Origin of the sequence: Cellulomonas aerilata, from assembly GCF_007991755.1 — a bacterium.
In the GTDB taxonomy this organism is placed as follows: domain Bacteria; phylum Actinomycetota; class Actinomycetes; order Actinomycetales; family Cellulomonadaceae; genus Pengzhenrongella; species Pengzhenrongella aerilata.
Map to the genome: position 1 here is coordinate 50,972 of NZ_BJYY01000010.1, position 12,400 is coordinate 63,371.

The 12,400-nt window shown below is 71.9% G+C and carries 9 protein-coding genes; 7 read left to right on the forward strand and 2 right to left on the reverse strand.

What is annotated here, in order from left to right; translation table 11 throughout:
* Positions 1–457 precede the first annotated feature (457 nt).
* The 4 genes from CAE01nite_RS06255 to CAE01nite_RS06270 all read left to right on the forward strand — a co-directional run bounded on the left by CAE01nite_RS06255 (position 458) and on the right by CAE01nite_RS06270 (position 5,581).
* Complete coding sequence (locus tag CAE01nite_RS06255) at positions 458–1,165, forward strand: DUF72 domain-containing protein (RefSeq protein ID WP_246131040.1); 708 nt, start codon at positions 458–460, stop codon at positions 1,163–1,165.
* Between the two features lie 187 nt (positions 1,166–1,352).
* On the forward strand, positions 1,353–1,805 hold the full coding sequence (locus CAE01nite_RS06260) for a hypothetical protein (protein ID WP_146901589.1): 453 nt from the start codon (positions 1,353–1,355) through the stop codon (positions 1,803–1,805).
* Positions 1,806–2,083: 278 nt separating this feature from the next.
* A complete protein-coding gene (locus CAE01nite_RS06265) occupies positions 2,084–4,255 on the forward strand; it encodes a M1 family metallopeptidase (RefSeq protein ID WP_146901592.1) in 2,172 nt (723 codons plus the stop codon).
* Between the two features lie 189 nt (positions 4,256–4,444).
* Complete coding sequence (locus tag CAE01nite_RS06270) at positions 4,445–5,581, forward strand: NAD(P)/FAD-dependent oxidoreductase (protein WP_222595839.1); 1,137 nt, start codon at positions 4,445–4,447, stop codon at positions 5,579–5,581.
* A gap of 245 nt (positions 5,582–5,826) precedes the next feature.
* Here the strand turns inward: CAE01nite_RS06270 and CAE01nite_RS06275 are convergent, their stop codons facing one another.
* Positions 5,827–6,687 carry a LysR family transcriptional regulator gene (locus CAE01nite_RS06275; protein WP_146901596.1) on the reverse strand — a complete coding sequence of 287 codons (861 nt, stop codon included), beginning with the start codon at positions 6,685–6,687 and terminating at the stop codon, positions 5,827–5,829.
* Between CAE01nite_RS06275 and CAE01nite_RS06280 the strand changes: the two genes are divergently transcribed.
* Together CAE01nite_RS06280 and CAE01nite_RS06285 are read left to right on the forward strand one after the other, a co-directional pair.
* The gene (locus tag CAE01nite_RS06280) at positions 6,667–7,692 is read left to right on the forward strand and encodes an EamA family transporter (protein ID WP_246131041.1); all 1,026 of its coding nucleotides are present in this window, start codon (positions 6,667–6,669) and stop codon (positions 7,690–7,692) included. The two genes, CAE01nite_RS06275 and CAE01nite_RS06280, sit on opposite strands and share 21 nt — an antisense overlap.
* Positions 7,693–8,083: 391 nt before the next feature.
* Positions 8,084–8,578 carry a hypothetical protein gene (locus tag CAE01nite_RS06285; protein WP_146901599.1) on the forward strand — a complete coding sequence of 165 codons (495 nt, stop codon included), beginning with the start codon at positions 8,084–8,086 and terminating at the stop codon, positions 8,576–8,578.
* 131 nt (positions 8,579–8,709) lie between these two features.
* Here the strand turns inward: CAE01nite_RS06285 and CAE01nite_RS06290 are convergent, their stop codons facing one another.
* A complete protein-coding gene (locus CAE01nite_RS06290) occupies positions 8,710–8,937 on the reverse strand; it encodes a hypothetical protein (protein WP_146901602.1) in 228 nt (75 codons plus the stop codon).
* 383 nt (positions 8,938–9,320) lie between these two features.
* Between CAE01nite_RS06290 and CAE01nite_RS06295 the strand changes: the two genes are divergently transcribed.
* Positions 9,321–12,383, forward strand: coding sequence for a sensor domain-containing protein (locus CAE01nite_RS06295; RefSeq protein WP_222595840.1), 3,063 nt, complete (start codon positions 9,321–9,323; stop codon positions 12,381–12,383).
* Positions 12,384–12,400 lie beyond the last annotated feature (17 nt).

A 12,400-nucleotide genomic window follows, 5' to 3' on the forward strand; every position in this document is an offset into this window, starting at 1 on the left:
CGTGCTGCGAGTGCTCCTGACGACACGAAGGCCCGCCGGGAGGCTGCCCGCGCAGGATCGGCGGTGGCTCGGGCCCGGTCTGCCTCCATCCGCTCCGCGGCGGGGCTCCCCGCACGCGCGAAGCGCGAGCGGGGAGGAACCTCGAAGCCGCGCCTCGTCACCGGTGCCGGCACCGGAACCGCGACGCGTCGCGCGCCGACGGTAGCCACGGGACCGATCGCGCTGATGCCGCCCCGCCCGCTCCGTGCCGACACCGACTCCCCCGAGGACCGCGAGCTGTTCGGACGCGGTGCGCCTCGCCCCATCGCGCGCCGGTACTGACCGGGAGTGTCCGCCGGGCGATGGTCCGGTCGCTCCGCAGGCGTCTGCTGAAGGAGACTCGGCTCCATGTCGGACGGGAGCGTGCCGCGCAGGGCGTCGTTGGTCCGAGCTCGCTGCACCCGGGAGGCATAGGCAGGTGGGCGCTGTCATCGGGCTGTGCGGGTGGACGGTCTCCCAGGCGTCGTATGTCGGTCGCTTCCCCGTGGTCGAGGTGCAGCACACCTTCTACGAACCGCCGTCGGACGCCGTGCTGACGCGCTGGCGAACGCAGGTGCCGGCCGGTTTCGAGTTCACCATCAAGGCGTGGCAGGTCGTCACCCACGAGTCCAACAGCCCCACCTACCGGCGCCTGAAGCAGCCTCTGCCGGACAGCGCACGAGGCCAGGTCGGAGCGTTCCGGACCACGCCTCCGGTCCTCGCGGGATGGCAGCGGACCCTCGAGTGCGCCCGGATCCTGCACGCCACCGCCGTCCTGCTGCAGTGCCCGAGGAGCTTTCGACCGACGGCCGACAACGTCGGACGGCTGCGCAGCTTCCTGGCGCAGGTGGAACGCCCGGCCGGGCGGCTGCTGTGGGAGCCCCGTGGCGACTGGCCCACCCAGCTGCTCACGGAGCTCTGCGCCGAGCTGGACCTCGTCCACGTCGTCGACCCGATGCAGACCGAGACCGTGACGCCCGAGCAGACGTACTACCGCCTGCACGGCACCACCGGCTCGCGGCACGTGCACACCGACGACGAGCTGCGCCGGCTGCGGGACATGGTCGACGGCCGACCGTCGCCCTACGTCATGTTCAACAACCTGCCCCGTGTGGGCGACGCCGAGCGGTTCAAGGCGCTGCTCTGATCGAGGTCTGTGCACGACGACGCCACCCCCGCGGTCCTTCGCGGTCGCCAGCCAGCCGGACGGCTTCACCGGGTACCGCCTGCCGGACCGTTCCGCACCGGTCGTCCGGCCGGTCCGGTCCACCTGCTGCGCTACCTTGGCGGACCCTGCCCCGGTCGTGCCCTTGCCTCAGGAGTGTGCTGCTCGAATGAACCGCCGACGTGCCCTGGCCCTCGCCACAGCGGCAGCAGTGCCGATGGTCCTGCTCCCGGGTGCCGCACATGCCGCGCCTCCCGCCGGCCAGGGCAAGCCGGGCTCCGTCCAGACGGTCTCGGGGATGCTGCAGTCCATCAACACCAAGGCACGCAAGCTCGTGGTGGCTGACGGGCACTCCCTGCGATACGACAGCAACGACATCGTCGTGGCTCAGCACATGCGTGACGAGGCGATGGATTCCGACGGCGACGGCGTGGTGGACACGGTGTACTGCGGGCTGAGCGATCGCGGCTCCTACGAGACCTTCGCCGTCTTCGTGCAGCGCGGGATCCCGGCCGAGGTGTCGGCGACCGTGTACTCGGCACGTGACGACGTCTCCGTCATCTGGGTCGTGGGAGACAGCTGCGACGGGATCATCGACGGAGCTGACGCCGACACCTTCTGACGGCATCCGCCCGCAGATCGACCGTCACTCTGCAGCGGAGGTCGGACGACGGCTGGACCTGCGCGGCAGCCCGGGTCCGGCACCGGACCGACACCGGGGCAGACTCCGGCGGGCCGGGTGTGCTGAGGGCCGGTGACCGGCCGACGCCGGCACTCGAGCGAGCCCTCGACCCGGTCACGGTCGGAAGCTCCGACCGCGGGTTCGACGACCCGTTGTGGGCGCGACCCGGGCAGGAATAGCGTCGCAACCCTGAGATCGGCCGGCGCGAGGGGGCGACCATGTCGGTGTCGAGGACGGTGACGGTCCTGATCGCGATGCTCGCGCTCCTCGCTCCGCTCGGCGGTGCCGCGGCCGCCCACACGCGCGCCCCCCGGGAGTTCACCGCGGGGGCAGCGGGCGTCGGGGACCCGTACTTCCCGCTGGACGGCAACGGCGGATACGACGTCGACCACTACGACCTGGACCTGCGGTACGACCCCGCGTCGGACGTGCTCAGCGGGCGCGCGACCATCACGGCGCAGGCGACGCAGGACCTGTCCGCGTTCAACCTCGATCTCGTCGGGCTCGCCGTCCGATCCGTCGAGGTCGACGGTCGGGTCGCCACCTGGGTGCGGGACGCCGGTGAGCTGACCGTCACGCCGTCGCGTGGACTGCGCGAGCGCAGCCGCTTCCACGTCGTGGTGGTCTACGACGGCGTGCCGCAGACGCTCGACACCCCCTTCGGGCCGATGGGGTTCGTCCACACCGACGACGGCGCCCTCGTGCTGGGGCAGCCCCATGCCGCCGCGACCTGGTTCCCCGCGAACGACCACCCGGCCGACGCGGCGTCCCTCACCGTGACCGTCGACGTCCCCGAAGGCCTGACCGCCGTGAGCAACGGCGTCCTGCGCAGCCAGGACACCGCCGACGGCTGGACCACCTGGACGTGGCACGCCCGCGAGCCCATGGCGTCGTACCTCACGGTCCTCGCCATCGGGAGGTTCACCATCGACGAGTACCGGGCCGACGGCGTGCGGTTCTGGGACGCCATCGACCCCAGCCTCTTCAAGGCCGAGCCGCGGACGGGCGGACGTGCGGCCATCGCGGGCACCGGCGACCTGGCGTTCAAGCGGCTCGCGCGCACCCTCACGGTGCCGACGGGCGGGGCGACGGTCTCCTTCTGGGTGGACCGGGACACCGAGGCGCTCTTCGACTACTTCCTGGTCGAGGCGCGGCCGGTCGGCACCGACGAGTGGACCACGCTGCGGGACGCCAACGGTCACACGACCCAGGGCATGGGGTTCTCCTGCCCGTTCTGGCTCGCCCAGCACCCCTTCCTCACCCACTACCAGTCCACGCCCGTCGCCCCGGACGAACCCTGCGCACCCACCGGCTCCACCGGCGAGTGGTGGGCGGCCACCGGCAGGAGCGACGGGTACGAGCAGTGGAGCGTGGACCTGGCCGACTACGCCGGTGGCGCCGTCGAGATCGCGCTCACCTACGTCACGGACGACGTGGTGACGCGCCCCGGTCCCGTGGTGGACGACGTCGTCGTCTCCACCGGGGAGGGCAGCACGTCCTTCGAGGACGACGGCGACCCGCTCGACGGCTGGACGGTGACCGGCCCGCCGGAGGGCAGCCCGCCGAGCACCTCGGACTGGGTCGTCGGCACCGCCGCCGACGTGCCGCCGGCCACCGGGGAGGCCGCACGAGAGGCGTTCGCCCGGCAGCCCGAGATCATCGACTTCCTCGAGGACCTCTTCGGCCGGTACCCGTTCCGGGCGGCGGGCGGGATCGTCGACGACGTACCGCAGATCGGGTTCGCGCTGGAGACCCAGACGCGGCCGGTGTACGGCGACTCGGTGTTCTCCGACCCGGTGTTCGCGGAGGTCGTCATCGTGCACGAGCTCGCGCACCAGTGGACCGGTGACGACCTCCGGCTCGGGCGCTGGCGAGACATCTGGCTGAACGAGGGCTTCGCGACCTACGCCGAGTGGCTGTGGCTGGAGCGGGAGGGCCGGCAGAAGGCGGACGAGTCCTTCGGCTTCGTGGCCGGGCTCCCGGCGGACGACCCGTTCTGGTCGGTGACCATCGGCGACCCCGGACCGGACGAGCTGTTCTCGGGAGCGGTGTACCAGCGCGGCGCCATGACGCTGCACGCGCTGCGCCGCGAGATCGGCGACGAGGCGTTCTTCGAGCTGCTCCGCCGCTGGCCCCGGTCGCAGCGGGGCGACACCGTCAGCACGGCGGAGCTCGTCGACCTCGCGACGAGGGTGAGCGGGCGCGACCTGGACGCCTTCTTCCGGACGTGGCTGTTCACGCCGGCCAAGCCTGCCGGCCTGCCCGAACCCCCCGAGCCGGCGAGCACCCCGGCGGGCGACCTCATGGCGGCACGGTCGCCGGATGCCGCACGCCGACCTGCGGGCACGGTCGCGGGCGGCACCGACCATGCGGTGCTGCCGCGCCGCTGACGGTCCGGATCGTCCGGTCAACGGCAGCGGTGCTCCCGGAGCAGGCCTCACCGTCCTGGCGAGGTGCGGACCTCCCCAGAGGAAAGCCCGATCACGAGCGGACGAGCTCCCGTGCCGCGCAGCGCTCGCGGCTGGTGGGCCGACCCGGGCGCGTGGACATCGTGACGGTCGGCCCGCAGACTCGGCGGCGTGTGGGACCTCGTGGTGGTGGGAGCCGGGCCGGCCGGTGCGACGGCCGCACTCGCGGCCCTGTCCGCAAGGCCGGGCGCGCGCGTGCTCATGCTCGACCGCGCGAGCTTCCCGCGGGACAAGGCGTGCGGGGACGGAGTGGCACCGCACGTGCTGGACGTCCTCGCCACCGTCGGCGTGACCGGGCTGCTGGACGACCGAATCCCGGTGAGCCGGCTGGAGCTGTCGCGCGGGCCGTGGACGGCGAGCGGCACCATGCGGCGCCCCGCGTGGGTGGTCCCACGCCGGGTGCTCGACGCCAGGCTGGTCGAGGCCGCCGTCTCGGCCGGTGCGGAGCTGCGCCGGCACCGGGTCCGCGACGTGGTCGTGGCGGCCGATCGCGTGATCGTCGACGGGCACGTGCAGGCCCGGGCGGTCGTGGGCGCCGACGGCGCCACGTCGGTGGTGAGGCGGGCGGCAGGTCTGGCTCCACCGCGATCCCAGGCCCTGGCGTTGCGGGGCTACGCCCCCACGCCGACGTCCCGGTCGGGCCGGCAGGTGATCCGGTTCGGCGACGGCGGATCCGCCGGGTACGCCTGGTCGTTCGACCGGGGCGACGGCTGGTCCAACATCGGCTACGGCGAGGTCCTGCGGCGCCGACGTCAGCACTTGACCCGGCGACGCCTGGTCGAGGAGCTGGAGGCGCTGCTACCCGGCGCGACCACCGGTGCCCGTGGCTGGGTCGGGCACCACCTGCCCCTGTCGACCGCCCGCTGGCAGCACCCGGACGGCCGCATCCTGCTCGCCGGTGACGCAGCGGCGCTGATCAACCCGCTGTCCGGCGAGGGCCTCTACTACGCGGTCGCCAGCGGGGCGGCGGCCGGCCGTGCAGCGGTGACGGGCAACAGCGCGCACGCCGGCGCGGCGTACCGGCTCGCGGTCCGACGCCTCCTCCGCACGCACCTGCTCTCCACGGCCACGGTGGCCCGAGCGATCGGTGTGCCCGGCGTCCTGACCGCCGGCCTGCGCGCCGCCGACAGCGACCACCGCGTCTTCGACGACCTCGTCGAGCTCGGGCTCGGTCGCGGGCTCCTGACGCCCCGCGTGGTCGCCGGCCTCGCCCTGCACGGGCGCGGCCGACGACACCTGGTCAGCTGACCCGCCTCCACCCGTAGCCCTCGCGGACTCCTGCAGTGCCGTCCGCGAAGGATCGCTTCCCGTGCGCCGCACGACGGCGCTGTGGGTATGCGCAGCACTCACCCCGGCGTCCCGGGCGGTGCGTCCAGTCGTCGCGACATCTGACGAGCTACCGCGCATGCCGATGTCCGGATGCCGACGTGCCGCGACGCGCCACCTCGTCCGTCGCCCGGTAGTCGTGGGGCCGGGCGCCGAGGCGTGAGGAACTAGTCGGATTCGGCGTAGAGCTCGGTGGCCATCTGCACGAGTTGAGAAGCGCATGACGGTTCGTCGTCGCGCCACCACCCGAGCCAGACCGGAACTGGCTCGGCGTCGCGCACGAGTCGGTAGGCGATGCCGGGGCGCGGGTGCTGGAACGTGGTGGCCGCTGACGTCAGGCCCATCGCCTGCCGGGCGGCGATGAGGGTCAGCCACTCGTCGACGTTGTGGGTGTCGCGTGTCGTGGCGGGGGCCGCGTCCGGTGGCCAAAGCTCCTCGGTGGTGGTCCCGGTGCGGGCGTCTATGGCGACGGTGGAACCGGCGAAGTCGCTCATGCGCAGGCTGCGCCGGCGCGCCAACGGGTCGTCAGCGGCCACTGCCGCGTAGCGGGTCTCGACGCCGACGGGAACGCAACGGAAGCGCCGCTGGTCCAACGGGCGGCGGGTGACGACGATGTCGGCGGCGCCTTCGAGCAGGCCCGCCGTGCTCGTGCCGGCCTGGACGAAGACCAGCGCCGAACCGGGGTGCTCGCCCGACCAGCGCCTCTGCAACGCGGTGGTGTGGCGTCCCAGCGCCGACCACGCGTAGCCCACGCGGACCTCGGCCTGCGTGACGTCGGCGACGCGCGCCATCGCGTCGACCTCGTCGACCACGCGGCGGGCGTGTGCGGCGACCCGGACACCCGCCACGGTGGGCACCGCACCGCGGCTGGTGCGCTGGAACAGCCGTGCGCCCAGTTCGCCTTCCAGATCAGCTACCGCCCGCGACACCGAGGCCTGGGACGTGCGCAGCGCGATGGCGGCGTCGGTGAAGGTGCCTTCTTCGACGACCGCGAGGAGCGACCTCAGATGCCGGAGCTCGACCGCCATGCGTCCAGCGTATGGGGGCACGCTGCGATGCATTTCGCCGACCACGCCGACGTGGCCAGGCTCTGCGGCATGGACACGTCCACGGCAAAGCCCGCCCTCGCAGACGTCGGCGCGCCTGGCCGAGCCAGCGCGGGGACCGGCACGCGGTCCGGGTGGCGGGGTGTGACCCAGGTGCTCGTCAGTGCCGCGAGCAACCAGACGGGCGCGGGTCTGGGCGCGCAGGCCTTCGACATCGTCGGCCCCGTCGGCGTCGTGGCCGTGCGCCAGGCCGTCGCCGCGGCCGTGCTGCTGCCGGTCGCCCGCCCACCGCTATGTCGGATGACGTGGACGCAGTGGTGGCCGACGCTGCTGCTGGCGCTGGTGTTCGGCACCATGAACCTGACGCTCTACCTGGCAATCGACCGGATCGGCCTCGGCCTGGCTATCACTCTGGAGTTCCTCGGTCCCCTCACCCTCACCCTGGCCGCCTCCCGCACCCGGCCCGACGTGGTGACCGCCATCTTGGCCGCCGCCGGGGTGTACGTCCTGGTCCTCCCGGGGCCCGCCGACGACGTCCTGGGACTGGCGCTCGGCCTGACCGCCGGCGTGTGCTGGGCGGCCTACATCGTCCTCAACCGGGTCGTCGGCGTCCGCCTGACCGGACTCCAGGCACCCACCCTGGCAAGCGGCCTGTGCGCCCTCGGGTACCTGCCGGTCCTCGTGACGATCACCGTCGCCGCGTCCTGGGACGCCTCGGCCGTGACGCGCGCCGTAGCCGCCGGCCTGTTGTCGTCCGTCGTCCCCTATGCCGTCGACCTCGTCACGCTGCGCACCGTGACGCCACGCCAGTTCGGCCTCCTGTCCAGCGCGCAGCCGGCCATGGCCGCGCTGGTCGGTCTTCTCCTGCTCAGTCAGCCACTCGCTGTTCACGAGTGGCTTGGCATCGCCATCGTCATCGCCGCAAACGCGCTCGCCGTCGCCACCAACGCGACGACCGCACCCACCGAGCGCGCTGCCGGCCAGTAGCGACGTGCGCTCCGACGCACGGTCATGCCGCGATGCGGCGCGCGGTCATTGAACCCACCCGACGACCCGCCAGCACGCCCAATGCTGCCCATCGGTGAGTGACGATGCGGGCCGAAGCGAGATCTCGTCGCGAACCTGCCCGAAGACGACCGAGACCGGGCGGGTCGGCCCGTGTTGCGGGGAGTCGACGACCCGGGCGCCCGCCGGGCCACGCCGAAGCACCACCATCCGCTCCGCGCTGCTTGCGCCCTCGGCGGTTATGGCGGCCATGCCGCCTCGTGTGCGACCTTGATGGTGACGGGTCCTGCGTCGCACAGCTGCAAGTTGGCGTCTGCATGGCAACGCTCGACAGTCACACCTGCTGGGTACCCACGTGTAAGGAGTTGCGGCGATGAACAAGCGGTCTACTTCATGCTTCTTCTCGGCGTCAGCAGCGGCAGTGCTGGCCACGACGTTGAGCGCTCCGGCAGCCAGCGCAGCGGGACGCCCGCTGGTGGAGCAGGTGGACGCGACCTTCACGAACGGCTTCCTGACCGAGCTGTGCGGCGTGGAGGTGACTCAGCACCTCGTCGGCACCTTCACGCGGCACGAGGCCGGTGGCCGGGAGATCAGTCACTTCAACTTCAACTCGACCCTCACTGCCGGCGACGTGACGGTCGAGAGCCGCGCACATGGACCGGAGTTCCTGACGGAGAACCCCGACGGCTCACTGACCCTTGTGGTCGTCGGCGTCACGATGCGCAATGTGCCCGGGATCGGCACCGTGGGGCCTTTTGCCGGACGCTCGGTCACAGTCATCGCACCCGACGGCAGTGAGGTCCTCACGCACAGCGCCGGGTTGCGGGGCGGCGACGACGTGCTCTGCTCCGTTCTTCGAGGCGCCTGAGGAAGCACGACCTGGCACGGTGACCTCCGATCGGCGCTGGCGAGCCAGGCGAGCCGGGCTACCCCGCTCGACCTCATGACACGGGTGCCGGCGAACGACCGAAACCGGGCGCTGAACGGACCGCCGCATAGCTATGCAGGCACGAGACATGGACGCCAGCCGCCCCGGGCCTGCCGGCGCAGGACGGCCGCCACAGCGAAGCCGGCGACCGACAGGACGCCAGCAACCCCCCGCGGTGCCGTGTTGCTGAACGGCACGAGCGCGGTCACCGCACACACCGCGGCAATCAACACCGTCGCCGTGCTCAGCACCCCGGCCCGGTTGGCGCTGACGGGCCGGGAGAACACCAGCGCAGCCACGCACCACCTCTCGGTGTCGACGACCTGACGCGGCACCCGAGCCCTACCGTGGCAGATCTGAACAAGACCGCCCCCCGGCCAAGCTCATCCAACCCGCGCAGCCACCGAAGCCCGCGCTCCTCATCCCGAGCCGCGGCATGGCGGCAACCCTGCCCACAGACGACCGAGATCGGGCTTGGCGTCGGCCGTTGTAGCGTTCCGACGAGGGGGTGCCGACCGATTCAGCCCGCGACCCGGCCCTGAGGCCTAGACCGCTTGTGACGCCTCACCTTGCCCGAGCCCCCGGGTAGAGCAGTGGGGCCCACTGGGACCAGAGGCGACGGGTGGGGTGTGGCGTCTGATGCCGTGCCGTGCCATGTGGATGGGCGGCAACCTGGGCGCACGTGGCCGCTCACCCGCTTGGGTTAACGGTGCCCGCGCTGACCTGCGATGATGCCCGCGTCGCGAGCTCGATGTCCTGGCCCGGTGCAGCAGCGACCGCTCGGGCGGCAACTGGGCTGCCGTCGACGGGCGTGCGCGGTGCAATGGGCACCGCCACGCGTTCAGACACCGGCGGGGAGCGGGTAGGTATGGCGTTCGACGTGGGCCGCGTGGACTTCGAGCGCTTCCTGTCTTTGTCCTCGGATCTGCTGTGCGTCTTGCTGCTCGATCCGGAGCTGCGGGTCGTCTACCTCAACGCCGGGTGGTCCAGGGAGCTGGGGTGGTCCACCGAGGACCTCGACAGCCGGCCCCTGATGTCGTTCGTCCATGACGACGACGTCGCTGACACGCGACGGAGCTTGGACCGGTTGTCGGCCGGCGCGCGGGTCGTCGACTTCGAGATGCGCTGCGTCCATCGCGACGGGACCTATCGGCATCTGGCGTGGTCGGCGTGGCTGGACCGAGAAGAGCAGCTCATCTACGCGGTCGCGCGTGACGTCACGCTGACCTACCGGCGCCAGCGTGAACGCCGAGCTGCACACCAGGTGTGGCTGGCTCTTGCCTCTGAGCGCTCCTTGGACGATCTCGGTTCGATCATCAGCGAGCAGGCCCGGCAGCTGACCGGTGCGATCGGTGTCGTGACGACGCTCACGGCGGCCGCGGGAAGTCCGGCCTCCTACTGCTATCCAGTCGACTTGGATCGCCCGGCGGACGATCCCGCCGTCGTGCTGGTGAGGGAGAAGGAGGGCACCGAGGACCTGGGGACCATCGAGTGGTGGCTAGCCGATGGCGTCAGCACCGCGGAGCGTGAGCGGCTGACCGCACTGCTGACCGACTTCGCGGACGTGATCGCACTGACCCTGGGGCGGTTTCGCGCCGAGCAGGTCGCCGAGGTGGCCCTGGCGCGCAACTTCGAGCTCCTGAACAGCATCAGCGATGCGTTCTATGCCCTTGACCGCAACTGGTGCTTCACCTACCTCAACGCCGCAGCCGAACGCGCGCTGGTGCGCAGCAGCGCCGACCTGCTCGGCAAGTCCTTGTGGGAGGAGTTCCCCGAGACTCGTGGTACCCGCTTCGAGAGCGCGTACCGGCAAGCGGTCGAGGAAGCCCACCCGGTCGCATTCACCGAGCACTACCCGCCCTTGCACGGATGGTTCGACGTGCGGGCACACCCCTCCGCGCAGGGGTTGGCCGTGTTCTTCATCGACGTGACCGGCCGCCACCAGGTGAGTCGGGCGCTTGAGCAGCGTGCCCACCAGCAGCAGGCCGTCGCGATGCTCGGGCAGCGCGCGTTGACGGGGATCGCGGTGGACGACCTGTTCCGGGAGGCGGTCGCTGAGGTGCAGCGGTCGCTGCAGATCCCCATGGTCACGGTCGACGAGCTGGTCGACGACGGTCAGACGCTCCAGGTCAGAGCCAGGACCGACCAGGCCCCGAGCATCGGGGCACGCCACCGGGTGAAGCCTGCCGACGGGACGGCCCTGCTCGACGCGCTGGGCACCGGTAGTTCCACCATGGCCGACGACGCCGGCGCGCATGACGGTCAACCACAGCGGCCGGCGGAGATGGTCGCCCTGCACATCGACGCTGCCGTGCCGATCGTGGCCGGCGGGCGGGTGTGGGGTGCCCTGACTGTTGGGGCTGACGGTCAGGGCGGCGTGGACACCCCGGATGTCGCCTTCCTGCAGCAGGTCGCGAACGTCCTGAGCGCCGCTCTCGACCGGCAGCACGCCGAGACCCGCTTGCGCCACCAGGCCGACCACGACGTCCTGACCCGGCTTCCCAACCGGTCCTTGCTGCGGTCCCGGGTCGACGACGAGGTCGAGCGGGCGCTACTCGCCGGGCACGACATGGCGCTGCTGCTGCTAGACCTGGACGGGTTCAAGGACGTCAACGACCACCTGGGCCACGCCGCCGGGGACACGCTGCTCGAGCACCTCGCGACCCGGCTGACCCGCACCATCGCCGGCCACGGCACCGTCGCCCGCCTGGGCGGCGACGAGTTCGCCGTCTGCGTGCCCGGTCCGGTCGGCGAAGCGGACGTCACCGACCTGGCCCAGCGCATCCTGCACGCCGTCGAGGAGCCGGTGACCCTCGACGAGATGGACGTGCGGGTGTCCGGGTCCATCGGAGCGGTCCTGGCGCCGACCTACGGGACCGACTCCTCGACCGTGCTGCGTCACGCCGACGTCGCGATGTACCGGGCCAAGCGTGCCGCAGGCGGCTCCTTCGTCTTCTACGACCCGGTCACCGACGCCGCGCGTGGTGAGCGCCTGGCGATGATCACCGAGCTGCGTTCGGCCATCGACTCCGGCCAGCTCGAGCTGCACTACCAGCCGGTCGTCGACATGGTCACCGGCCGCGCGATCTCCATGGAGGCACTGGTCCGGTGGCGCCACCCGACCCGCGGGCTGATGCCGCCCGGCGGGTTCATCCCCCTGGCTGAGCAGACCGGACTCATCGGTGCCCTGACTCTGTGGGTCGTGCGTCGAGCCGGTGAGCAGGCCCGCCTGTGGTGGCAGGGCGGGATCCGCATGCCGGTCGCCGTCAACATCAGCGTCGACAGCCTCATCGACCCCGCCGTCGCCCACGAGGTGGTGCGCCTGCTGGTCGCGGCAGCTGGCGAACTCACCGTCGAGGTGACCGAGTCAGCGCTGATGAACGACCGCGGCCGCCAGGTCCTGGCCGACCTCGCCGCGGCGAACGTGTCCTGCGCGATCGACGACTTCGGGACCGGCTACTCGGCCCTGGCCTACCTGCGGTCGCTGCCCGTCTCGGCGATCAAGATCGACCGCACCTTCATCACCGACCTGGCCCACGGCGCGGGCGTCGACCTGGCGATCATCCGCTCCGTGGTGGACCTGGCGACCGCCCTGGGTATGGAGGTCATCGCCGAAGGCGTCGAGACCGCCGAGATCGAGCGCAAGCTCCTCGACGCCGGGGTCCGCCGAGCTCAAGGGTTCCACTACGCACGCCCCATGCCGCCCAGCGACCTCGGCCCATGGCTGACAGCGTCGAGGCCCTGATCGCGCGATCTGACCCC

Excerpts from the sequence above, each read along its gene's own strand:
- CAE01nite_RS06260 (WP_146901589.1), top strand. The coding sequence starts at position 1,353 with ATGAACCGCCGACGTGCCCTGGCCCTCGCCACAGCGGCAGCAGTGCCG.
- CAE01nite_RS06265 (WP_146901592.1), top strand. The coding sequence starts at position 2,084 with ATGTCGGTGTCGAGGACGGTGACGGTCCTGATCGCGATGCTCGCGCTC.
- CAE01nite_RS06280 (WP_246131041.1), top strand. The coding sequence starts at position 6,667 with ATGCCGGAGCTCGACCGCCATGCGTCCAGCGTATGGGGGCACGCTGCG.
- CAE01nite_RS06275 (WP_146901596.1), bottom strand. The coding sequence starts at position 6,687 with ATGGCGGTCGAGCTCCGGCATCTGAGGTCGCTCCTCGCGGTCGTCGAA.
- CAE01nite_RS06285 (WP_146901599.1), top strand. The coding sequence starts at position 8,084 with ATGAACAAGCGGTCTACTTCATGCTTCTTCTCGGCGTCAGCAGCGGCA.